This window comes from Streptomyces sp. URMC 123 (assembly GCF_051386515.1).
Lineage (GTDB): Bacteria > Actinomycetota > Actinomycetes > Streptomycetales > Streptomycetaceae > Streptomyces.
The window spans coordinates 1-23,669 of sequence record NZ_JBPQTV010000073.1; the positions used below are offsets into that span (position 1 = coordinate 1).

Annotated in this window: 16 protein-coding genes; 10 read left to right on the forward strand and 6 right to left on the reverse strand. The window is 75.4% G+C overall.

Translation table 11 applies throughout. The features are described 5' to 3' along the window. From ACSNOD_RS11740 to ACSNOD_RS11775, 8 genes are all read left to right on the forward strand, one after another. Positions 1-5,717 (forward strand): amino acid adenylation domain-containing protein (locus ACSNOD_RS11740; protein WP_436766796.1); only part of this gene is annotated, 5,717 nt, incomplete at its 5' end. Beyond that, positions 5,714-5,911: an MbtH family protein gene (locus ACSNOD_RS11745; protein WP_436766797.1), complete on the forward strand. Its 198-nt coding sequence runs from the start codon at positions 5,714-5,716 to the stop codon at positions 5,909-5,911. The genes ACSNOD_RS11740 and ACSNOD_RS11745, both read left to right, overlap by 4 nt. A 9-nt stretch (positions 5,912-5,920) precedes the next feature. Then, positions 5,921-7,471, forward strand: a complete 1,551-nt coding sequence (locus ACSNOD_RS11750; RefSeq protein ID WP_436766798.1) for a DHA2 family efflux MFS transporter permease subunit — start codon at positions 5,921-5,923, stop codon at positions 7,469-7,471. A gap of 164 nt (positions 7,472-7,635) precedes the next feature. Further along, the gene (locus tag ACSNOD_RS11755) at positions 7,636-8,082 is read left to right on the forward strand and encodes a DUF6098 family protein (RefSeq protein WP_436766799.1); all 447 of its coding nucleotides are present in this window, start codon (positions 7,636-7,638) and stop codon (positions 8,080-8,082) included. Positions 8,083-8,246: 164 nt separating this feature from the next. Then, positions 8,247-9,032: a DUF4239 domain-containing protein gene (locus ACSNOD_RS11760; protein ID WP_436766800.1), complete on the forward strand. Its 786-nt coding sequence runs from the start codon at positions 8,247-8,249 to the stop codon at positions 9,030-9,032. 146 nt (positions 9,033-9,178) lie between these two features. Further along, positions 9,179-10,903: an aa3-type cytochrome oxidase subunit I gene (gene ctaD, locus ACSNOD_RS11765; RefSeq protein ID WP_436766801.1), complete on the forward strand. Its 1,725-nt coding sequence runs from the start codon at positions 9,179-9,181 to the stop codon at positions 10,901-10,903. Next, positions 10,900-11,265, forward strand: a complete 366-nt coding sequence (locus ACSNOD_RS11770; RefSeq protein WP_436766802.1) for a hypothetical protein — start codon at positions 10,900-10,902, stop codon at positions 11,263-11,265. The genes ctaD and ACSNOD_RS11770 overlap by 4 nt, the downstream gene beginning before the upstream one ends. A 191-nt stretch (positions 11,266-11,456) precedes the next feature. Then, a complete protein-coding gene (locus tag ACSNOD_RS11775; RefSeq protein ID WP_436766803.1) occupies positions 11,457-12,245 on the forward strand; it encodes a VOC family protein in 789 nt (262 codons plus the stop codon). A gap of 66 nt (positions 12,246-12,311) precedes the next feature. Here ACSNOD_RS11775 and ACSNOD_RS11780 read toward each other — a convergent pair whose 3' ends face one another. From ACSNOD_RS11780 to fhuB, 3 genes are all read right to left on the reverse strand, one after another. Continuing rightward, positions 12,312-14,624, reverse strand: coding sequence for a HelD family protein (locus ACSNOD_RS11780; protein ID WP_436766810.1), 2,313 nt, complete (start codon positions 14,622-14,624; stop codon positions 12,312-12,314). Between the two features lie 227 nt (positions 14,625-14,851). Next, positions 14,852-16,126 (reverse strand): enterochelin esterase, encoded by a 1,275-nt coding sequence (gene fes / locus ACSNOD_RS11785; RefSeq protein WP_436766804.1) that lies wholly within the window; start codon positions 16,124-16,126, stop codon positions 14,852-14,854. 98 nt (positions 16,127-16,224) lie between these two features. Next, a complete protein-coding gene (fhuB, locus tag ACSNOD_RS11790; protein ID WP_436766805.1) occupies positions 16,225-18,576 on the reverse strand; it encodes a Fe(3+)-hydroxamate ABC transporter permease FhuB in 2,352 nt (783 codons plus the stop codon). Positions 18,577-18,662: 86 nt separating this feature from the next. Between fhuB and ACSNOD_RS11795 the strand changes: the two genes are divergently transcribed. Next, positions 18,663-19,673: an ABC transporter substrate-binding protein gene (locus ACSNOD_RS11795; RefSeq protein WP_436766806.1), complete on the forward strand. Its 1,011-nt coding sequence runs from the start codon at positions 18,663-18,665 to the stop codon at positions 19,671-19,673. Positions 19,674-19,881: 208 nt separating this feature from the next. Here ACSNOD_RS11795 and ACSNOD_RS11800 read toward each other — a convergent pair whose 3' ends face one another. Next, positions 19,882-20,886: a DUF5937 family protein gene (locus ACSNOD_RS11800; protein ID WP_436766807.1), complete on the reverse strand. Its 1,005-nt coding sequence runs from the start codon at positions 20,884-20,886 to the stop codon at positions 19,882-19,884. A 71-nt stretch (positions 20,887-20,957) separates the two neighbouring features. On the opposite strand from ACSNOD_RS11800, the gene ACSNOD_RS11805 reads away from it, so the two are divergent. Beyond that, on the forward strand, positions 20,958-21,875 hold the full coding sequence (locus ACSNOD_RS11805; protein ID WP_436766808.1) for an oxidoreductase: 918 nt from the start codon (positions 20,958-20,960) through the stop codon (positions 21,873-21,875). Positions 21,876-21,928: 53 nt separating this feature from the next. On the opposite strand, the gene ACSNOD_RS11810 is transcribed toward ACSNOD_RS11805, so the two are convergent. Then, positions 21,929-22,858, reverse strand: a complete 930-nt coding sequence (locus ACSNOD_RS11810; protein WP_436766809.1) for a M56 family metallopeptidase — start codon at positions 22,856-22,858, stop codon at positions 21,929-21,931. A gap of 2 nt (positions 22,859-22,860) precedes the next feature. Then, positions 22,861-23,307 carry a BlaI/MecI/CopY family transcriptional regulator gene (locus ACSNOD_RS11815; RefSeq protein ID WP_436766811.1) on the reverse strand — a complete coding sequence of 149 codons (447 nt, stop codon included), beginning with the start codon at positions 23,305-23,307 and terminating at the stop codon, positions 22,861-22,863. Positions 23,308-23,669: the final 362 nt, after the last annotated feature.

The following is a 23,669-nucleotide window of genomic DNA, read 5'->3' on the forward strand; positions in this document are numbered from 1 at the left end:
CCCACCACGCGCCGGCGCCCCCGCCCGCCCCGGGACAGGCCGCGTACATCCTCCACACCTCCGGCTCCACCGGCCGGCCCAAGGGCGTCGTGGTCACCCACGCCTCGCTCGCCAACCTCCACGCCGGCCACGGCACCGACCTCATCGCGCCCGCCCTGGAGCGCACCGGCGCGGCCCGGCTGCGGATCGCCCACAGCGCCTCGTTCGCCTTCGACGCCTCCTGGGACCCGCTGCTGTGGCTGGTCCACGGCCATGAGCTGCACATCCTCGACGACGCCACCTACCGCGACCCGGCCGCGCTGACGGCCTACCTCGACGCCCACCGCGTCGACTGCCTCGACGTCACCCCCTCCTACGCCCAGGCGCTGATCGCCGAGGGCCTGCTGGACGAGGGGCGCCACCGGCCCGCCGTGATCGTCGTCGGCGGCGAGCCGGTCCCCGACGACCTGTGGCGGCGCCTGGCCGCCACCGAAGGTGTCTGGCCGGTCGACCTGTACGGTCCCACCGAGACCACGGTCGACGCCTGTTACCGGCTGCCGGCCCCCGGGTCGACGCCCGAGCGGCCCGCCGCGACGAGCCTGCCCGTGCGCGGCTCGCGCCTGTACGTCCTCGACGGCTGTCTGCGGCCGTCGCCGCCCGGCGTCCCCGGCGAGCTGTACGTGGCCGGCGCCTGCCTGGCCCGCGGCTACCTCGGCCGCCCCGACCTCACGGCCGAGCGCTTCGTCGCCGACCCGTTCGCGGCGGGGGAGCGGATGTACCGCACGGGCGACCGCGTGGTGCGCCGCCCCGACGGCACGCTGGAGTTCCTCGGCCGGGCCGACGACCAGGTGAAGATCCGCGGCTTCCGCATCGAGCCGGGCGAGATCCGGGCCGCTCTGACGGACCATCCGGACGTCTCGCAGGCCGCGGTCGTCGCCCGCCCGGGCCCGCACGGCCCCCGCCTGATCGCCTACGCGGTCCCCACCCCGGCCCGTGGCGCGGCCGCGGTGGCGGTGGCGGCCGGCGTCGAGCCCACCCCGCCCGCCGTCGCGGGCGAGGCCCTGACCGGCGCCGCGCTCCGCGCCCACCTCGCGGCGCGCCTCCCCGCCCATATGGTGCCGAGCGCCGTCGTCCTCCTCGACCGCCTCCCCCGCACCGCCAACGACAAGCTCGACCACGCCGCCCTCCCCGAGCCGGACCTCGCCGCCGAGGCCGCCGAGGCCCTCACCTCGGTCGACCCCGCCGGCACCCGGTCGGCCACCCCCCAGGAGGAGATCGTCCGCGGCCTCTTCGCCGCCGTGCTCGACCTGCCGCACGCGCCGCCCACCGGCGCCGACTTCTTCGACCTCGGCGGCCACTCGCTGCTCGCCGGCCGCCTCGCCGCCCGCCTGCGCGAGGTGTTCGGCACGCCGGTGACGCTCGCGGACGTCTTCCGCGCCCCGACCCCCGCGGCCCTCGCCGCGCGGCTGCGGGGCGCCGCCGCGGAGGCGTCCGGCCGGCCGCCCCTGGTGCCGGTGGCGCGGCCCCGGCCGGGCGAGCGCGCCCCGCTGTCCCCGGCCCAGCAGCGCCTGTGGTTCCTGCACCGGCTGGAAGGGCCGAGCGCCACGTACAACATTCCGCTCGTCCTCACCCTCGACGGCCCTCTCGACCGCGACGCCCTGCGCGAGGCGCTGGCGGATCTCACCGCCCGCCACGAGAGCCTGCGCACGGTCTACCGCGCGGACGACGAGGCTCCGGTGGACGACGCGTACGACGCGGGCACCACTGTGGACGCCGGCAGCGGCACCGACTCGTACGCCCGCACCCGCGCCGGCGAGCCCTACCGGAGCGTGCTGCCCCCGGACGCGGCCCGCCCCGAGCCGCGCGTCGTCACCGTGGCCCGCCCGGAGGAGAGCGACGCGCTGCTGGCCGACGCGGTGCGCCACCGCTTCGACCTCGCCGCCGAACCCCCGCTGCGGGTCACCCTGTTCACCGACGGCGACCGGCGCCACACCCTGCTGCTCCTGCTGCACCACATCGCCGGTGACGGCGCGTCCACCACACCGCTCGCCCGCGACCTGGCCGCCGCCTACGCCGCGCGCGCCGCCGGCCGCGCGCCCGAACTGCCCGCGCTGCCCCTGACCTGCGACGACCACACCGCGTGGCAGGCCCGGCTGCTGGGCACGGCGGAACGGCCCAGCGACGAGGCGCGCCGCCAACTGGACCACTGGAAGCGGGCACTGGCCGGCCTGCCCGACCAGTTGGAGCTGCCGCTCGACCGCCCCCGGCCCGCCGTGGCCGGGACCGACGGCGACACCGTCCCCTTCGCGCTGGACGCGGCCGCGCACGCCGCCCTGGCCCGGCTCGCCCGCGCCACCGGCACCAGCGTCTTCATGACCGTCCAGGCGGGGCTCGCCGCCCTGCTCACCCGGCACGGCTGCGGCACGGACATCCCGCTGGGCACGCCGGTGGCCGGCCGGGACGACGACGCGACCGCCGATCTCGTCGGCTTCTTCGTCAACACCCTGGTGCTGCGCACCGACACCTCCGGCGACCCCACCTTCCGTACGCTCCTGGAGCGGGTGCGGGCCACCGACCTCGCCGCGTACGACCACGGCGACCTGCCCTTCGACCGGCTCGTGGAGGAGCTCAACCCGCCCCGCTCGCTCGCCCGGCACCCGCTGTTCCAGGTGATGATCGCCTGGCAGTCGCTGCCCGACGCCGCGTTCGCCATGGGTGAGTTGACGGCCCGGATGACGGCCGTGCCGACCGGCACCGCCAAGTTCGACCTCACCCTGAACGCGGGGGAGCGCGCGGACGGCGGCATCGCGGGCTTCCTGGAGTACCGCACGGACCTCTTCGACCGCGCCACCGTCCGCGCCCTCGTCGACCGGCTCACCCGGCTGCTCACCGCCGTGGCCGACGCCCCCGACACCCGGCTCGCCGACCTGCCGCTGATGAGCGAGGCGGAGGAGCGGTGGGCCGTCGTGGACTGCAACACGCCCGGTGGGGCGGCGGGCAGCGGTCCCGAAGGCGGTACGACCGGTCACACCGCGGGTGGCGACACGCCCGTCCGGGCCGCCGGCGCCGACACGCCCGGTCCGGCCGCGGACACCGCGGCACTGCGCACCCTGCCCGAGCTGTTCGCCCGCGCGGCCCGCCGCGCCCCCGACGCCACCGCCGTCACCTGCGAGGGCGCCTCCCTCACCTACGCCGAACTGCGGGACCGCGCCGACCGGCTCGCCCGCGACCTCACCTCGCGCGGCATCGGCCCCGGCGCGATCGTCGCCCTCGCCCTGCCCCGCTCCCTCGACCTCGTCGTGGGCCTGCTCGCGGTGGTCACCTCGGGCGCCGCCTATCTGCCGCTGGACCCCGACTACCCCGCCGACCGGCTGGCGTACATGCTCGACGACGCGGCCCCCGCCGCCGTGGTCACCGACACCGCGACCGCCGGCCGGCTCCCCGCCCACCGGCTCCCGGTGATCCTCACCGACGCCCCGCGCACCGCCCCGGAGGCCACCGCGGCCGCCACCGGCACCGCCCACCCGCCCCGGCCGCCGCGCCCGGACGACACCGCCTACGTCATCTACACCTCCGGCTCCACCGGCCGCCCCAAGGGCGTCGCCGTCACCCACCACAACGTCGTACGGCTCTTCACCGCCACCGACCCCTGGTTCCGCTTCGGGCCCGACGACGTCTGGACGCTCTTCCACTCCTACGCCTTCGACTTCTCCGTCTGGGAGCTGTGGGGAGCGCTGCTGCACGGCGGCCGGCTCGTCGTCGTCCCCCACCTCGTCAGCCGGGACCCGGCCGCCTTCCTGGACCTCCTCGTCCGCGAGCGGGTCACCGTCCTCAACCAGACCCCCTCCGCCTTCCACCAGCTCGCCGCGGCCGACCGCGAGCGGCCCGGCGCCGAGCTCGCCCTGCGGTACGTCGTCTTCGGCGGCGAGGCCCTGGAGACCGCGCGGCTGGAGGACTGGTACCGGCGGCACGCGGACGACGCCCCCACCCTCGTCAACATGTACGGCATCACCGAGACCACGGTGCACGTGTCGCACGTGGCGCTCGACCGCGCCGCCGCGGCCACCGCCGGCAGCCGCAGCCTCATCGGCGTCAACATCCCCGACCTGCGGATCTATGTGCTCGACGAGCGGCTGCGGCCCGTCCCGCCGGGCGTCACCGGCGAGATGTACGTGGCGGGGGAGGGCCTGGCCCGCGGCTACCTCGGCCGCCCGGACCTCACCGCCGGCCGCTTCGTCGCCGACCCGTACGCCCATCTCTTCGGCGGGCGCGGCACCCGCATGTACCGCTCCGGCGACCTGGCGCGCCGCCGCCCGGACGGCGGACTCGACTACATCGGGCGCGCCGACCACCAGGTCAAGGTCCGCGGCTTCCGGATCGAACTCGGCGAGATCCAGGCCGCCCTGGCCGACCACCCGGACGTCGCGGACGCGGCCGTCGTGGTCCGCGAGGACACGCCCGGCGACAAGCGGCTGATCGGCTACGCCGTCCCGGCCCGCGCCCCCGGCGACGGCGGGGCCACGGCCGCCGCGCTGCGCGAGCACACCGCCACCCGGCTGCCCGCCCACATGGTCCCCTCGGCCGTCGTGCTGCTCGACCGGCTGCCCCTGACGGCCAACGGCAAGCTCGACCGGACCGCGCTGCCCGCGCCCGACCGGCCTGCGGCCGGTGGCGGCCGGCTGCCGCGCGGCCCCCGCGAGGAACAGCTGTGCGCGCTGTTCGCCGAGGTGCTCGGCCTGCCCGCGGTGGGGGTCGACGACAACTTCTTCGACCTCGGCGGCCACTCGCTGCTCGCCGTGCGCCTGGTCGCCCGCGTCCGCGCCGCCCTCGGCGCCGACATCGGCATCGCCACCCTCTTCCAGGCGCCCACCGTCGCCGCCCTCGCCACGGCCGTCGACGGCCGGGCCGGTGCCCCCGACGCCCCGGACGCGCTGGACGTCCTGCTGCCGCTGCGCCCCGCCCCGGCCGGCGGCGACACCCCACCGCTGTTCTGCGTCCACCCGGCGGGCGGACTGAGCTGGTGCTACGCCGGGCTGATGCGCACCGTGCCGGCCCGGGTGCCGCTGTACGGCCTCCAGGCGCGGGGCGTCGGCCGGGCCACGGCCGGCCTGCCGCTGCCGGAGACCCTGGAGGAGCTCGCGGCCGGCTACGTCGACCGGATGCGCGAGGTCCAGCCGCAGGGCCCGTACCGCCTGCTCGGCTGGTCCACCGGCGGCATCATCGCCCACGCCGTGGCCACCCGGCTCCAGGAGCTGGGCCAGGAGGTCTCCCTGCTGGCCATCCTCGACGCCTACCCCGCCGAGGGGTTCCGGGACCTGCCGGTCCCGGACCAGGCGGAGGCCCTGGAGGCGCTGCTGACCATGGGCGGCCACGGGCCGGAGGCCCTGGGCGGCGCACCGCTGGAGCTCGCCGCCGTCACCGAGGTGCTGCGCCGCGAGGGCAGCCCGCTGGCCGGTCTCGACGCGGCCACCATCGAGGCGCTGAACGACATCTACCTCAACACCAACCACCTGGTGCGCGGCTACGACCACCGCGTCTTCGACGGCGACGTGCTGTTCTTCCGCGCCACCGTCGACACGCTCGACGACACCCTCACCCCCGACACCTGGGCGCCGTACGTCACCGGGCGCATCGACAGCACCGACGTGGCCTGCTCCCACAAGGACATGACCCTCCCCGAGCCGCTGGCGCACATCGCCCGCGTCGTCACCGAACACCTGGAGAAGAAGCAGCCGTGACCGACACCCCCGCCAACCCGTTCGACGGCGACGGCGCGTTCCTCGTGCTCGTCAACGACCTGGGGCAGCACTCGCTGTGGCCCTGCTTCGCGGCGGTGCCCGCGGGCTGGACGCCTGTGCACGGGCCCTGCGAGCGGCAGCCGGCCCTCGACTGGATCACCGAGAACTGGACGGATCTGTGCCCCGCTCGCTGACCGGCCGCCGTGGTGATCGTTTACACGGCCGCCATGTGCATGAACGGCCTCGACTCGACGATCGTCAACCCCGCCCTGCTGACCATCGCCCGGGACTTCGGCGAGCCGGTCACCGCCGCCAACACCGTCGAGACCGCCTTTCTGGTCAGCCTCGCCGCGGCCCTGCCGGTGGCGGGCTGGCTGGGCGACCGGTTCGGCACCAAGCGCGTCTTCCTGGGCGCGCTCGCTGCCTTCACCGCCGCCTCGGCCGCCTGCGGGCTGTCCCAGGGGCTCACCGCGCTGGTGGTGGCCCGGGTCGTCCAGGGGCTCGCCGGCGGGCTCCTCACCCCGGTGGGCATGAGCCTGCTCTTCCGCACCTTCGCGCCCGAGGAGCGGACCCGGCTGGCCAAGGTGCTGATCGTGCCGACCGCCCTGATGCCGGCCCTCGGCCCGCCGCTCGGCGGGCTGCTCACCGAACACCTCTCCTGGCACTGGCTGTTCTACGTCAATGTGCCCATCGGCGCCGCCGCCGTCCTCCTCGGCCTGATCGCGGTCCGTGGCCCCGCGAAGGAGCCGGCCGGCCCCTTCGACACGGCGGGCTTCCTGCTCGCCACCCCCGCCCTGGGCCTGCTCACCTACGCCCTCGGCTTCGGGCCCTCGCACGGCTGGGGCGCGCCGCCCGTCGTGGCCGCCGGCGCGGCCGGCGCCGCCCTGCTGATCGCCGCGGTCGTCCACCAGAGCCGGGCGGCCGAGCCGCTGCTGCGGCTGCGGCTGCTGCGCGATCCGGTGTTCGGGTCGGCGACGGTGCTCGCCCTGACCACCTCCGCGGGCCTGATGGGCGTCCTGTTCGTCTTCCCGCTGCTCCACCAGGCGGTGCTCGGGGGCTCGGCCCTCGACGCCGGGCTGAGCGTCTTCCCCGAGGCGCTCGGGCTGATGCTCGCCTCCCGGGCCGTCGACGCCCTGCTGCCCCGGCTGGGCCCGCGCCGGCTGGCCGTGCCGGCGCTGCTGCTCGCCGCCCCGGTCTTCGCGGCGCTCGCGGTGCCGGAGGTGGCGGGGCACGCCTGGGCGGTTCGCGCGCTGATGTTCTGCGTCGGGCTGGTGCTCGGCACGGCGGTGCTCACCGTCCAGATCGCGGGCTTCGCCGAGGTGCCGCCCCCGGCCATGAGCCAGGCGATGGGCCTGTTCACGATCGTACGGACGCTGGGCGGGGCGCTCGGGATCGCCGCGACGGCCGCGGTGGTCGGGGCGCTGGGCAGCGCCGGCGCGGGGGCGCACGGCACGGCGGCCGCGGCCCTGCCGTACGCGTCCCACCGGCCGTACCAGGCGGCCATCCTGCTCACCGCGGCGCTGGTGGCGGTGGGCGCGGCCGTCGCGCTGCGGCTGCCGGCCGAGGCGCCCGGCCCGCCGCCACCGCCACCGGGCGCGCCGGAACCGGGTGAGTCGGGGCAGGGCGCGCCGGAACCGGAGGAGCCGGAGTTGGGCGCGGCGGAACCCGGAGCGTCGGAGGAGTCCGCGGAGCACCGGCGGGCCGAGCCCGGGGCGGCCGGGGCGCCGGTGCCCGCCACGCGCGCCGGCGGCTGACGGGGCCCGGGGCCGCCCGGCTCGCTCCGGGGGCGCGCGAATGGCAGGCTGATGCGGATGACAGGTGACACGGACGCGCCGGTGGCCATCGGTTCGGGGCGAGCGCCCCTCCGGGGCCCGGCGCGGACGCGCGCCACCCCGCACCGAAGGAGTGATCGACCGGCATGACCGCCCCGTACGAGATGCCCCTGCTCGCCTCCCTCGAAGAGCTGGTCGCCCTCGCCGACGCCGAGCGCGGGCTCTACGTCCGCTGGTCACGCGGGCCCGAGGCCGATCTGCGGGACGTGGCGAGCACGGACGACCTCACGGGCGTGCCCCTGCCGGGCCTGTCGGTCAACGCCCTGGACCTGGAGCCGTGGTGGGCCGAGCGGCCGCTGCGGCTGTGGGTCGCCCGGCGGCTGTACGACTACTGCCATCTGCGCCGGGACAAGGGGCCCGGCGTCCGGCCGTGGGTCCTGCGCGGGCGCGAGGTCGGCCGCGGCCCGGACAACGAGCCCCTCGTCCGCGAGGTGCGGCCGATCGCCTGGATCGCCCCGGCGGTGATCGACGAGGCGCAGGACGAGGTCGCCCGCCAGCGCGGCGCCTGGGGCCCGCTGCGCCGCACCTCCTGACGGACCCGCCGCACCTCCCGGCGGACCGGCGCGCGGCGCGGCGGGCCACCCGCGGCGGTGACGACCGCACCGCGCTCCCACTCCTTCGGGTGCTCCGGCCCCCGCCGCCGCCACCGGGGAGCCGCGCCGTGCCACGGTGCAGTCCTCAGCCCCGGGAGGTCGCCGTGCAAGTGTGGCTGCTCAACACGTTCTCGACCCTCACCCTGGCCGTGGCGATCGTCGGCGGCATCGTCTGCCTCGCGGTCGCCGGCAGCGCGCTGACCCACCGCAGATTCCCCTTCCTCTCCGAGGGCGAGCACAACGACATGGTCGGGGTGCTGCTCGGCATGTTCGGCGCGATCTACGGCATCATCCTCGCCTTTGTGATCGTCACCCTCTGGGCCCAGATGGAGACCGCCCAGGCGGTGGTGGCGACCGAGGCCACCGATGTTGCGCAGATAGTGCGGAACGTCCGGGTCTTCCCGCGCGAGCAGCGGGAGGAGATCACCGAGGCCATGGGCGCGTATGTGCACGGCGTGGTGGAACAGCAGTGGCCGCTGATGCGCCGGGGCGAGGCGGACTACGGCGCGACGGCCTCGAAGCTGGACCGCGTCTACGACGTGCTCCAGCGGTACGAGCCGGCCACCGAGGCCCAGCGGGCGTTCTACGAACAGACCCTGCTCAGCCTCAACGACGTGGTGGCCCAGCGGCGGGCCCGCATCACCCAGAGCTCCCAGCAGCTCCCGATACTCCTCCAGGCCCTCGTCTTCGGCGGCGCGCTGGTGATCCTGCCGCTCACCTTCCTCTACGGCAATCGCCGGCGCGCCGTGCGGCTGCTGTTCGTCGCCTCGGTCGCGGCACTGATCGGCTTCAGCCTGCTGCTGGTCCTGGTGCTCGACCGGCCCTTCGCCGGTGACCTCAGCGTCAGCCCCGCCCCGTTCAAGGAAGGCGCCCTCGCCCAGTTCTGGTGACCCGCGCCCCGGGGCCGGCCAGGCGTAGTCCCGCCCGGCGCGCCGGCGGGCCACGCCCACGGGCGGTCCAAAGCGGGCGCGCGCCCCGTGCCGCGCGCTATCAACAGGGGGCGCGGGGCGCGCGGGCAGCGAAGGGAAACGGTGGCATGTCATCAGTCGAGGCACCGTCCGAACCGGTGGTCAGGAAGCGGACCCCCGGGGCCGTGGCCGTCGCCTGGCTGACCACCACCGACCACAAGAAGATCGGCACGCTGTACATGGTGACGGCGTTCCTGTTCTTCCTGCTCGCCGGGGTGATGGCCCTGGTGATGCGGGCCGAGCTGGCGCGCCCGGGCCTGCAGATCATGTCGAACGAGCAGTACAACCAGGCGTTCACCATGCACGGCACGATCATGATGCTGATGTTCGCCACGCCCATGTTCGCCGGCTTCGCCAACGCCATCATGCCGCTGCAGATCGGCGCCCCCGATGTGGCCTTCCCCCGGCTGAACATGCTGGCCTACTGGTTCTACCTCTTCGGCTCGCTCATCGCGGTCGGCGCCTTCCTCACCCCCGACGGCGCCGCCGACTTCGGCTGGTTCGCCTATACGCCGCTGTCGGACAGCGTCCACTCGCCGAGCGTCGGCGCCGACATGTGGATCATGGGCCTGGCCTTCTCCGGCTTCGGCACCATCCTCGGCGCGGTCAACTTCATCACCACGATCATCTGCATGCGGGTCCCCGGGATGACGATGTTCCGCATGCCGATCTTCACCTGGAACATCCTGCTCACCAGCGTGCTGGTGCTGCTGGCGTTCCCCGTGCTGGCCGCCGCGCTCTTCGCCCTGGAGATCGACCGCAAGTTCGGGGCGCACATCTACGACCCCGCCAACGGCGGCCCCCTGCTGTGGCAGCACCTCTTCTGGTTCTTCGGCCACCCCGAGGTCTACATCCTCGCCCTGCCGTTCTTCGGCGTCATCACCGAGATCATTCCGGTGTTCAGCCGCAAACCGATCTTCGGCTATGTCGGCCTGATCGCCGCCACCGTCTCCATCACCGGGCTCTCGGTCACCGTGTGGGCCCACCACATGTTCCCCACCGGCGCCGTGCTGCTGCCGTTCTTCGCCTTCATGTCCTTCCTCATCGCCGTGCCGACCGGAGTGAAGTTCTTCAACTGGATCGGCACCATGTGGAAGGGCTCACTGAGCTTCGAGACCCCGATGCTGTGGGCCACCGGATTCCTGGTGACCTTCCTCTTCGGCGGGCTGACCGGGGTGCTGCTGGCCTCCCCGCCGCTCGACTGGCACGTCACCGACACCTACTTCGTGGTCGCCCACTTCCACTACGTGGTCTTCGGCACCGTCGTCTTCGCGATGTTCGGCGGCTTCTACTTCTGGTGGCCCAAGTTCACCGGCACCCTGCTCGACGAACGCATCGGAAAGATCCACTTCTGGAGCCTGTTCGTCGGCTTCCACACCACCTTCCTCGTCCAGCACTGGGTCGCCGTGGAGGGAATGCCGCGCCGCTACGCCGACTATCTGGCCTCCGACGGCTTCACCGCCCTCAACACCGTCTCCACCATCGGCTCCTTCCTGCTGGGGCTCTCCACCCTGCCGTTCCTCTACAACGTGTGGTGGACCGCCAAGTACGCCGACCGGCTGGACGTCGACGACCCCTGGGGCTACGGCCGCTCCCTGGAGTGGGCCACCAGCTGCCCCCCGCCCCGCCACAACTTCCTCTGCCTGCCCCGGGTGCGCTCCGAGTCCCCGGCCTTCGACCTCCACCACCCGCGGATCGCCGCCCTCGACCAGGAGGAGAACGTCGGCCGCCGGGACGTGGTGGAGGCGGGCAGGGGAGTCGCCCGGCCCCTCTCCGAGGACGACGAGCGGTGAGCCCCGGCCGGCCCGTACCGCCCCGGGACGAGAGCGCCGCGGCCGGCATCGCCCGGCTCGAGGGCTATCTGCTCTGGCACGCCGAGACCGACCGCGCCCGCGCCCACGCGGAGGCGTTCGCCGACCGCATGCCCTGGCTGACGGCCGCCCAGCGCCGGGAAGTGGTCCTGCTCTGCGTCGACGACCGCCTCGCCACCGCCCGCGCGGCGCTGGAACAGGTCGCCGACCGCTGCCGGGCCCTGCGGAGGGAGTACGCCGAACGGTACGAGGCGCTGCGCCGGCGGCTGCTCCTGGCCACCGTCACGTTCTCCCTCGCCCTGGCGGCGCTCCACGGGGCGGTCCTCCTCGTCGACGCCCGCTGACCTCCCCCTGGGCCCCGGACCCCGCCGCACCGGCCCTCGTGCCGGCCGGGCGCGCCACCGTACCCGTACGCGGCCGGGCGCCGCCGTACCCGTACCGGCCGCGCGCCGTCGGCCTCCGGCGAATCCCACGGCACGCCCGGGCCGTTCCCTGCCATGCTGGGGGTCCCTACGGCCCCGTCCGAGGAGTTCGCATGCTGACGTCACCGCACCTTCCGGGCGGGCCGAACTGGCTGGAGCTCGACACCCCCGACCCGGAGGCGGCCGCGGCGTTCTACGGCGGCGTGCTCGGCTGGCGGTTCCGGCCGGCCGGGCCGGGCGCCCCGGGGCGCGGTGTCTTCCGCCTGGACGGGCGGATCGCCGCCGGGCTCGGCCCCCCGGCCCTCGAGGGCGACGACGCCTCCTGGACGGTGTGCTTCGGCACCGCGGACGCCGACGCCACCGCGAAGGCCGTGGCACAGGCGGGCGGCACCGTCCTGGTGGCGCCGTACGACGTGCCGGGGGCCGGCCGGACGGCGCGCTTCGCCGACCCGTCGGGCTGCCGCTTCGCCGTCTGGCAGCCGGGCGCGCTCCCGGGCCTGGAGGTCGCCAACGTCCCCGACTCCGCCACCTGGATCGAGCTGTACACCGCCGACTCCGCGGCGGCGAAGGACTTCTACCGCGCGGTCTTCCCCTGGGTCATCGACTGGGACATCCCGATCGGCGCGCACACCTACTCCATCATCTCCCCCTCGGGGAACGGCGAACAGGGCCCGCACGGCGCCATCATGCAGCTGAACGCGGACAACCTCGCCGCCGGCTGGCGCCCCGGCTGGCACCCCTACTTCGAGGTGCGCGACTGCGACGCCGCGGTCGCCGCCGCCACCGAGCGCGGCGCGACCGTGTTCGTCCCCGCCATCGACGTCCCCGGGGTGGGCCGCGTGGCCATGTTCCTCGACCCGCTGCGGGCCCGCTTCGCGGTCATGCGCAGCACCACCGGCTGAGATTCCCCCTCCCTGGGGCCCTGGGGGGAGGCGCGCGGTCCCGCGCCTCCCCTGGAGTCCGGGCGCTCAGCCCGCCGCCCCCACCGCGTCCGGCTCCGCCGCCAGGGCCGTCGGCCCCGTCAGCCCCGGCGGCAGCGCGCCGGTGTGCACCACGCCGAGGCGCTGCGTCGCCCGGGTGAGCGCGACGTAGAGATCGCTCACCCCGAACTCCGCCGGCTCCACCACGATCACCGTGTCGAACTCCAGCCCCTTGGCCTGTCGCGGATCGAGCAGCACCACCGGGCGGGTCAGATCCGGCGAGACACCGGCCGAGGCGCCCGGCAGGGCGGCGGACAGGGCCGCGTGATGACGGCGCGGCGCGATCACCGCGAGCCGGCCCTCCTCCCGGGCCGTGCCCGAGCCCCCCTCCCGGGCCGCGCCCGGCCCCTCCTCGTGCGACGGCCCGCCCACCGCCCGCGCCACGGCGTCGGCCACCGCCCCGGGGAGGTCGTCCGTGCGCCGGGCCCAGGGGCGCTCACCCGTGGCCCGGACCGACCGCGGGGGCTCGAAGGAGGGGTGCGCGGACCGGAGCACCGCCGCGGCGACCTCCATGATCTGCGCCGGCGTGCGGTAGTTGACGCCGAGCCGCACATGCTCCCAGCGGTCGCCGACGTACGGCGTCAGGATCGCCTCCCAGGAGCCGCACCCGCCCGGCTCCGCGGTCTGCGCGGGGTCGCCCACCAGCGTCATCGAACGGGTCGGGCAGCGGCGCATCAGCAGCCGCCAGGCCATGGCGGACAGCTCCTGCGCCTCGTCGACGATGATGTGCCCGAACGCCCAGGTGCGGTCCGCGGCGGCGCGCTGGGCGGCGCTGCGGTGATCGGCCTCCTCGTGCCGCTCCGCGAGCCGCTCCGCGTCCACCAGGTCGTGCGCGGCCAGCACCTCCGACTCCTCGTCGTCGCGGTCCTCGAACTCCTGGGTGCGCGAGCCGTACGAGAGGTCGAGCACGCCCTGCGCGTAGGCGATCCGCTCCTGGCGCTCGGCCTCGGCCGCCGCGCGTGCCGCCGAGTCGTCCTCGCCGAGCAACTCCGCGGCCTCGTCCAGCAGCGGCACGTCCGCGGGCGTCCACGGCCCGCCGTCACGGCGGATCGCCGCCGCGTCGGCCTCCGGCAGATGCACCGGCTCGGCGAGGAAGTCGGCCACCAGCCGCTCCGGGGTGAGGGCCGGCCACAGCTCCTCGATGGCGGAGTGCACCCGGGGGCTGGTCGCGATCGCCTTGCCGAGCTGCGCGATGTCGTCCGGGCCGAGCAGGTTCTCGCCGCCGTACGGGTCCGCCCCGATCCGGTCGGCCAGCTGAGCGGTCAGCGCGTCGATGACACGGAACGCGAAGTGCGGGCGGGCGAGGTTGTGCGGCAGCCCGGTCTCGCGGGCGCGCCGCCGGGCCTCGGCCGCGATCCGCGCGTCCAGCAGCAGTTCGCCGTCCTCGTGGTCGATCACCAGCGCGGGGTCGGGGAGGCTCTGCCGGTCGCGGACGAACCGCGCCAGCGCGTCGGCCATCGCGGCGCGGCCCTTGACCTCGGCGGCCTCGGGCGTGTCGGTGCCGGTCGCGGTCACCCCGGGGAAGAGCTCCCCGGGCGTGGCGAGCAGCACGCCGGTCTCGCCCAGCGAGGGCAGCACCTCCGAGATGTAGCCGAGGAACGCCGGGTTGGGCCCCACGACGAGCACCGCGCGCCGGGCCAGCAGCTCGCGGTGCGCGTAGAGGAGGAAGGCGGCGCGGTGCAGCGCCACCACGGTCTTCCCGGTGCCGGGGCCGCCCTCGACGACGAGGACCCCGCGGTGCGGGGCCCGGATGATCCGGTCCTGCTCGGCCTGGATCGTCTGCACGATGTCGTGCATCCGGCCCGTGCGCGCCGCGTCCAGGGAGGCGAGCAGCACGGCGTCCGCGTCGGTGCCCTCGTGCCCGGTGCGCTCGGTGTCGGCGAGGTCGAGGATCTCGTCGTGCAGGGCCGTGACCCGGCGGCCCTCGGTGCTGATGTGGCGCCGGCGGCGCAGCCCCATGGGGGTGTACCCGGTCGCGAGGTAGAAGGGGCGCGCCACCTCGGCCCGCCAGTCGACGACCAGCGGGGTGCGCTCCGCGTCGGCGCGCCGTACGCCGATCCGGCCGATGTGGTGGTCCCGGCCGTCGCGGAACACCAGCCGGCCGAAGCACAGCCCGTTCTCCCCGGCCTCGAAGGCGGCGAGCAGCCCCGACTGCTCCGCCACCAGCACATCGCGCTCCAGCCGGGCCTGGAAGGTGTGCCCGTCCTGGGCGAGGGCCTCGCGCACCGCGTCGGCGGCCCCCGCCCGCAGTTCGGCGAGGCGCTCGTGGAGCAGATCCATGAATTCCTGCTCGTGCCGCAATTCCTCGTTTGACAATTCCGCTCCCGCCCGGATATTATGGCCTCATAAAGCTTTCCATGCTCGCGAATGCGGAAATTTCAGACCGACCTGAAGAATCTGTTTTCGCGGGCATGGAAACATCCAATATACGCAGAGAAATGCCCCGGCCGTCAATGCGGTCCGGGGCATTTCTCGTGCGTCGGAGGGTTCGGGCCGCCGGGTCGGGAGCCGGAGGGTTCCGGGAGGGTTCAGGCCGCCGGGCCCGGGCCCGGGCCCGGCGCGCCGCCCAGCAGGGTCACCAGGCCGTCGGCCAGGCCGCCGCGCCAGCACGCGTAGTCGTGACCCCCGTTGAACTCGCGGTACGAGACCTCGTACCCCCGCGCCTCCAGCACGTTCCGCAGATGGCGGTTGTGGGGGAGCAGCATCCATTCCTGGAGGCCGACCTCCAGGTGGAAGCGCACGGGCAGCCGCTCCGTGACGGCGAAGCGCCGGGTGAGCCACTCGCTGCCGGCGTCGAACTCCGTGCCGTCCGGCCACCAGAACGAGCCGGACTGCGAGAGCGCGTTGCCGAACCGGTCCGGGCGGTGGAGGGCCGCGAACGCCGCGGTCAGCCCGCCGGCGCTCTGGCCCGCCACCACCGTGTGCCGGGCCTGGGGCGTGGCGCCGTGGGTCCGCCCCGCCCAGGGCAGCAGTTCGTCCGCGAGGAAGTCCACGAACGGCTCGCTGCAGCTGAGATCGGCCATCCGGTCGTGGGGGGCCATGGTGTGCACCAGCAGCGCCACCGTCGGCGGTATCCGCCGCTCGGCGACGAGCCGGTCGAGGGTGGTGCCCACGTCCAGCACCTGGCCCCACATCTCGCCGTCCAGCAGGACGGCCACCGGGTACGGCCCGTGCTCGGGCCGGTGGCCGGGCGGCAGATACACCTGGAGCGGGCGCCCGCCGACCTCCGCGTCCCGCACCTCGCCACTAGCCTCGCCGCGGACGTCCGTTCCCGACGCCGTGTCCACGGCCGGCCGGTGGACCCACGGCTGGGCCGGCGCCTCGGGCAGGGACATGACGGACGCCGGATGGCGGCCGTCGCGGGCCGGCAGCGGCGGCTCGGTGTTCAGCGGGTCCGGCACGGCGCCGTCCAGCACCGCCAGCCACGCCGCCCGGTCCGTGCGCAGCGTTTCCGCGCGCGGGCCACGGGCCACATGGAACTGGTAGGACGCGCGGTGGTCGGCCCGCAGCCGGTGCGTGATCGCCCACACATCGGTGCCCGGCACCTTCGCCATCAGATGCGGCGTCAGATCGCCCGCGTGCCGGTCCTTGTCGGTGACGGTGTGCAGCAGGGCCAGGACATCGGTGGCCGGCCGCTCGGGGTCGTCCCGCAGGACGAACGTCACCAGCCGGTACGCGGGGTCGTCCGCGGGCTCCACCAGCGGCGTTCCCGTGGTGGCGGCGTACGACCAGAAGGCGGGCACCGCTCGGGCGTCGCCCTCTCGTACGGCCTCGGCCAGGCGCCGCAGCATGGGACTGCGCATGGGGGATCGGTGTCCTCTCGAAAGTCTCTGTCGCGGGGGTCTCGGGTGTCCCGGAGCACGAATCGGGTGTCTCGGAGTGCGAAGGGGGCGCGCGTGGCTCAGACGCGGGCCGCGGACGACCTGCCCAGCAGCACCCACAGCAGGAAGGGCCCGCCGAGGACCGTGGTGACGATCCCCACCGGGATCTCCGTGCCCTCGTTGACGACGCGGCCGACCGTGTCCGCCAGCACGATCAGCACCGCGCCCACGAGCGCGGAGCCGAGCACCGGCACCCGCGCCGGGCCGACCAGCCGGCTCGCCACGACCGGGGAGGCCAGGGCCACGAAGCCGACCGGGCCGCAGATGCCCACCGCGAGCCCCGCCAGCGCCACGGCCAGCAGCAGACACATCAGCCGTACGCGCGCGGGCGCCACGCCCAGGGCGCTGGCCACGCTGTCGTCGAAGCGCAGTACGGACAGCTGGCGGGCCACCAGGACGGCGAGCGGGATCAGTACGGCCAGCCCGATCAGTACGGGGACGGCCACGGAGTAGCCGCGCCCGTTGAGGCTGCCCGAGCTCCACACGTACAGCGCGCTGGCGGAGTTGAGGGACCGCCGGGCCAGCACCACCTGGGTGACCGCCGAGGCCAGGGCGGACATCGCCAGGCCCACCACCAGCACCCGGTGGCCGCGCGCGCCCAGCCCGCCGGAGAGGGACGACACGACGGCCACGGCGGCCATCGCGCCGAGCGGACCCGCCCACCACGCGCCGAACGTGCCCGTGGCGCTGAAGGCGACGGAGATCAGTACGGCCGCGGTGGCGCCGTCGTTGACGCCCAGCAGCTCGGGCGTCGCCAGCCGGTTGCGCGCCAGCGTCTGGGTGAGACAGCCCGCCAGGCCCAGCGCGGCGCCGGCGGCCAGCCCGGCCACGATCCGGCCCAGCCGGAACTTCTGCACCAGCAGGACGTCGAACCGGTCGCCCGAGCCGAGCACCGCGTCGACGGTGCGGGCGAAGCTCAGGTCGCTCTGGCCCGCGTACGCCGACAGCGCCACGGCGGCGAACAGTACGGCGGCGAGCACCGCGGTCACCAGGGCGCCGCGCAGCGGCAGCAGCAGGGACAGCGGGCCGCGGCGCAGCAGCAGATGGCCCGCGGGCCGCTCCAGGGCCGCCGGGTCGTACGAGGGCGCCGTCGGAGGCGCGGTGGCGGTGTCGGTGCCGGCCCGCCGGGCCCGGTGGCGCGCCCAGGGGCCCCCGCGGCCGGCGGTCGCTCCGCCGCTGCCGCCCTCGCCCGCGACCGGCCCGGTCAGCCCGGTCGCCGCCATCCGCCGGGAGCGGACCACCGCGATCAGTACGGGCGCGCCGATGAGGGCCACGATCACGGACACCGGTGCCTCGAACGGCCGGGCCACCGTACGGGCGAGCACGTCCGCGCCGACCAGTACGGCGGCGCCGACCCCGCCGGCCAGGACGGTCTGCGGGGCGAGCCGGGGCCCGGTCACCGCCCGCGCGGCGAAGCCCGCCAGCAGCCCCAGGAACGAGATGGGGCCGGTCAGGGCCACCGCCGCCGCGGTGAGCAGGGTGACGGCCACCGCCGCTCCGGTGCGCACCACCGCCGGCCGGTGGCCGAGCGCCCGTGCCATGTCGTCGCCGAGGGCCAGCGCGGAGAGCGGCCGCAGGACGAGCGCGGCGACGGCGAGGCCCGCCAGCACCACGGGCGCCAGCCGCGCCAGCGCGTCGAACCCCTCCACGCCGGCGAGCGATCCCAGCACCCAGAACCGGTAGCGGTCGTACGCCTCGGCGGAGTTGACGATGAGGACGCTGGTCAGGCCGCCGAAGGTGGCCCCCAGCGCGGAGCCCGCGAGCACCAGCCGCATCGGTGAACCGCCGCCCCGGGCGCCGGCGATGAGCAGCACCAGCGAGCTCGCGACCACGGCGCCGCCGAAGGCCCAGCCCAGATACCCGTACGCGGTCTGCACGCCGAGGAAGGCGATGCCGACCACGACGCCCAGGGAGGCGCCCGCGTTGACGCCCAGCAGGCCGGTCTCGGCGAGGGGGTTGCGGGTCACGGCCTGGAGCAGGGCGCCGGCGACGCCCAGGGCGCCGCCGACGAGCAGCGCGGTCAGCGTGCGGGGCACTCGCAGATCACGCACCACCAGCGTCAGCCGGGCGTCCTGCCGGGCGCCGCCGCGGCCGAGGAGGTAGTCCAGGACGCGGCCGGGGCCGATCTCCCCCGCGCCCACGGACAGGGACACGCACAGCAGGGCGAGGAGGAGCAGGCCGAGGGCGATCGCCGCCGGGGCGAGGGACCGCGGCCGGCCGAGCGGTTCCGTGTCCCGTGCGCCGGGGCCGGGGCCGGGGCCCGGCCCGGGGCCGGACGGTGCGTCAGGGCCGGGCCGGGGCGCTGCCGACGAGGGGTCGTCGTGATCGGACGGTTGCGAGGGAGGTGCGGACCCCACGTGCGACAAAGGCATAAGGTAAGGCTAACCTAAGCGGCATCGCGCTCTTGATCGGGTGTCCGATGCCCCACGTCCGTCCCTCTCATGGCAAAGGCTCAACCATGCCGTCGCACAGCACCCCCGCCCGCTCCGCCCGCCTGCGCGGACTCCAGCTCCTCGCGGTGACCGGTGCCGCCGCCCTGCTGCTCACCGCCTGCGGCTCGGACTCCGGCGGCGACTCCGGCTCGGGCTCCGGCTCCGGGGACAAGGCGGCGAACCAGGCCGCCGGCGGCACCCGCACGGTCAAGGACGCCACCGGCAAGGCCGTGGAGGTGCCGGCCGCGCCCCAGCGGATCGTGACGCTGACCCAGGAGGACCTCGACGCCGTCCTGGCGCTCGGCATCACCCCGGTCGGCATCACCAACGGCCAGGGGCTCGACAAGCCCCCGGCCTACCTCGCCGACCGGGTGCGCGACGTCAAGGTCGTCGGCAATCTGCTCCAGCCCGTCATGGACAAGGTCATCGCCGCCAAGCCGGACCTGATCCTCGCCGGCGACATGCAGGACGAGCAGATGCTCAAGCAGTTGCGCGAGATCACCCCGGCGACCGTCGTCACCATGGCGCCCACCGACGACTGGAAGCTCTCCCTCCGCGGCATCGGCAACGCCGTCAACAAGCTGGCCAAGGCCAACGAGGTCATCGCCGGCTACGACGCCAAGGCCAAGAAGGCGGGCGAGGGCCTCACCGCGAACAAGGGCGCCGAGGTCAGCATCGTCCGCTGGAACCCGGACGGCCCCAGCTGGATGGAGAAGAAGCAGTTCGCCAGCGGCGTCGCCCTCGACATGGGCCTCAAGCGGCCCAAGGCCCAGGACAAGGACGGCAACGCGCACACCCCGCCGCTGAGCCTGGAGAAGCTCCAGGAGATCGACGGCGACTGGCTCTTCCTGAGCACCCTGACGGCCGACGCCCAGGAAGCGCTGAAGGACGTCCAGAAGAAGCCCGCCTACCAGCAGTTGGGCGCCGTGCGGAACAACCACGTGGTGACCGTCGACGGCTCCGTGTGGTCCACCCGCGGCGGCCCGCTGGCGGCCTCGGCGGTGGTCGACGACCTCACCAAGGCGCTCGCCTCCTGAACCGCGCGCCGTCCGAGCGGCTCCCTCCCGCGGCTCCCGTAGCGCGCCCGAGCGGCGCACCCGTACGCGCCCGAGCGGCGCGGCCGGGCCATCGACGGCCCGTGTCCGGCACCGGTTCCATGCCCCGGTGCCGGGCGCGGGTCCCCTCCGGGCCGACCCCGGGGCCGCGACGCGTGAAGCGCCCGGTCATCGCTCGTGAAGCGCCCGGTCACCGTTCGTGGAGCGGCCGGCGGGCGGCGGCCAGCAGGGACTCGGCGACCGAGGTGCGGGCGTAGAGCACGAAGCGCCCCGCCCGGTGGGCGCTGACCAGGCCCGCCTCGCGCAGCGCGGTGAGGCACTGGGACACCCGCGCCGGCGAAAGCCCCGTGCGCCGGGCCAGTTCCGTGGTGGCGGCCGGGGTCTCCAACTCGGCCAGCAGCAGGGTCCGCGAGCGGCCGAGCACGGCGGCGACGGCGTTGGCCCCCGTGACCGGCCTCGGCTCCCACAGCGTGCCCGTGCCGCGCGCCGGATACGCCAGCTGCGGCGGCTCCGGCGGGGTGACGCGGACGAACGGGACCGGACCGGTGAACGCCGAGGGGATCAGCAACAGCCCCGCGCCCGCCGTCCCCCGGGACAGCGGATGCCCCCGGCGGGCCAGCCGGAGCGCGTTGTCGTCCCAGCTCACCGACGGGTGCAGCGCGTTGAAGAGACGGCCCGCGCCGTGCTCGGCGACCTGCCGCGCCCGATGGAGGACATCGGCCTCCAGTACTGCTCGCACCCGCGCCCAGTACGGCGCCAACGCCAGCTCCCAGTAGGTCTCGATCTCCTCCACCAGCCGGACCGCGCGGGCCTCCGGCTCCGCGTACAAGGCCCGCGCCCTGGGGCCGAGCCGCCCCTGCTCGTGCCGCAGGCGGTCGAGATCCCGGCGTATCCGGTCGGCGGGAGCGACCCGAATCCGGTCCAGCTCCTCCGCGAGCGTGGGAGCCGGCCCGGCGGGCGCCGGATTGAGGAAGTCGGGAACGTACCCCTCGGGCGGGATCAGTTCGGCGAGCCAGCCCCGGTCGAGCCCGGCGGCCGCCAGCCGCGGCCGCACCTGATCGGCCCAGGTCCGGTGCACGGGGTGCGCGCGGCCGGAGCACAGCAGCCGGAAACTCGGCCCGACCTCCCACATCGGTGACACGGCGAAGCGCATCTGCGCCAGATCGCTCACCGAGAACGCCAGCTCCGCCAGCACGGTCCCCCCAAGGATTCAGCTATGCCTCAACCAGTGGCCCCACACCCTGTCCCACCCCGATCATCCCTGACATGAACAGAGAAACGATCACCGCGGCGGCATCGGGCACCTGGCACCTCGGCGACCTGCAGGTCAACCGGATCGGCTTCGGCGCGATGCGCCTGCCGCAGACCGGCGAGGCGCTCATCCCCGACGCCGTGCCCCGCGACCGCGACCAGGCGATCGCCGTGCTGCGCCGCGCCGTCGAGCTCGGCGTGAACCACATCGACACCGCCGCCTTCTACTTCTCGCCGCTGCGCTCCGCCAACGAGCTCATCAACCGGGCGCTGGCCCCCTACCCGGACGACCTCGTCATCGCCACCAAGGTCGGGCCGGGCCGGGACCCGGCCGGCCAGTGGCTGCCCCACGCCACCACCGCCGGGCAGCTGCGCGCCCAGGTGGAGGAGAACCTGCGCCAACTCGGCCGCGACCACCTCGACCTGGTGAACCTGCGCGTCCGCGGCACCGATTCGATCGCCGAGCGCTTCGGCGCCCTGGCCGAACTGCGGGAGGCCGGGCTCATCCGCCACCTGGGCCTCTCCAACGTCACCCCCGAGCACCTCGCCGAGGCCCGGGCCATCGCGCCCGTGGTCTGCGTACAGAACCAGTACGGCCTCGGGGTGCGGCCCGACCACGACGCGTTCGTGCGCGCATGCGGCGAACAGGGGGTCGCGTTCGTGCCGTTCTACGCGATCGCCGGCGCCGGGGGCGAGGCGGGAGCGAGCGGCACGGACGGCGACGAGGTGCTCGCCGTCGCGCGGGCCCACGGGGTGAGCCCGGCGCAGGTGCGGTTGGCCTGGACGCTGCACCGCGGGCCGCATGTGCTGGCCATCCCCGGCACCGGTGACCCGGAGCACCTCGCCGCCAACGTGGCCGCCGGCGCCCTGCGCCTCACCGAGGACGACCTGGCCGCTCTGGACCGCCTGCATCACGCCGGGGCGGCGACCTGAGCACGGGGGCGGGCGACCTGAGCACGAGGGCGTGACGCGCCTCCGGACCGCCCTCAGAGGGGCGTGACGGCCCGCAGCGTGGCCACCAGCGCGACGGCCGCGTTCAGCGACGACAGGGCGGAGGCCGCCGTACCGGCCGCCGCCACGAACGTCGCCAGCAGCACGGGCGCCGGCGCGGACGGCCAGAGGCCGGCCGCGGGCACCGGGCCGAGCAGCGCGGCCACGCGCCGCGGCACCGGGCCCGGGCCGGCGAAGGCCGCCAGCCCCGGGGCCGCGGCACGGGACACCAACGCCGCCTTGGCCACCGCCCGGGCCGTCAGCCTGCGGTCACCGACCTCCTGCGCCGCGCCCTCGTCCGCCCACCGCTCGGCCCCGAACGCCACCGCCGACCGCAGCGGCAGCAGAAACGGGTTCGCCCGGGCGGAGAGCTGCGAGATCAGCAACAGCCGGTGGTGACGGGCGGCCAGATGCGTGCGCTCGTGCGCGATCAGCGCTCTGCGCTCGCCGCCGTCCAGGCGGTCCAGCAGTCCGCGCGACACCACGACGCGGCCCGGCGAGCCGGGCAGCGCGTAGGCGTACGGCGTCGGGTCGGGCAGCACCGCCACCCCCGACGGCGCCGGCACGCCCCTGAGCGCGCGCCGCGCCCGCGACCGCACCCGCACATGCCGGCGCACCGTCACCGCGCAGCTCACCACCACGGCGGCCAGGGCCACGATCGCCGCCTTGCCGGCGACCTCGTCCCAGGGCACGGCCGCCCGCACCTCGGGATCGGACCAGCTGTCGGGCAGCGGATTGCCCGGCAGCTGGGCGGTGCCCACGACCATGAGCAGCGCGAGGCACAGCGTGCTGCACAGCGCGAGCACGGCCCCGACGGCCGTCAGCAGCCGGGTCGCGGCGCGCGGGTGCAGATGCCGCTCGGCGAGGCGGGCGATGGGCAGAGCGGTCAGGGGCAGCACGAGGGGGAGGAAGACGAAGACGCCCACGGTCAGCTCCGTCCCCGGGCGCGGTCGCGCGCGGGGTCTTCCGATACGGGGGCGCGGCGGCGCGCGGGGTCTTCCGATACGGGGGCGAGGTCCGGCCCGATCCCCGGTGCGGGGCCGTCCGGGGCGGCCTCGTCCAGCAGGCCGCGCAGCAGCCGCTCGTCGTCCGCCGACAGCCCGGAGACGAACCGTGCCAGCACCGCGCCCCGGTCGTCCTCCCCGTCCAGCAGCCGGCGCATGCGCAGGGCGGCGAGCCCCGCGACGTCCGAGGTGGGCAGCCACAGGAACGAGCGGCCGGCCCGGTCGCGGGAGACGGCGCCCTTGGCGTGCAGCCGGGAGAGGATCGTCATCACCGTCGTGTAGGCCAGGTCGCCGCCCAGTCGCTCCTGCACCCAGGCGGCCGAGACCGGGCCGTCGGCCCGGCGCAGTGCCTCCAGCACCTGGGCCTCCAGTTGGCCTTGCCCGCGGCGGCGCGGGCGTGGCCGGTCGAGCGGTTCGCCTCCGCTGCCGTTGTTGTCCGGGCGTACGGCCCGTTCCCTCCTCGCCACGCGACGATCCTATGCCCGCCCTCCGGGCGGGTTCGTGCGGTGGCCCCTCCGGGGTGGTTGGCGCGACGTCCGCGTTGTGGGTCGTCCGTGACGTGACCGTCGCTGCGTTTCCCGGCCTTCGGCGCGGGCCGGTTTTCCGCCGTGAAGGGGCGATGCGGTTTTCCCGGCCGTCGGCGCGCCCCCCCCGCCCCGCAGGGGCGGGTTTTTAGCCCCGTGCTTCGGCCGCCACAAGCTTTTCCCGCCCCTCCAGGGCGAGACCCCTGTCC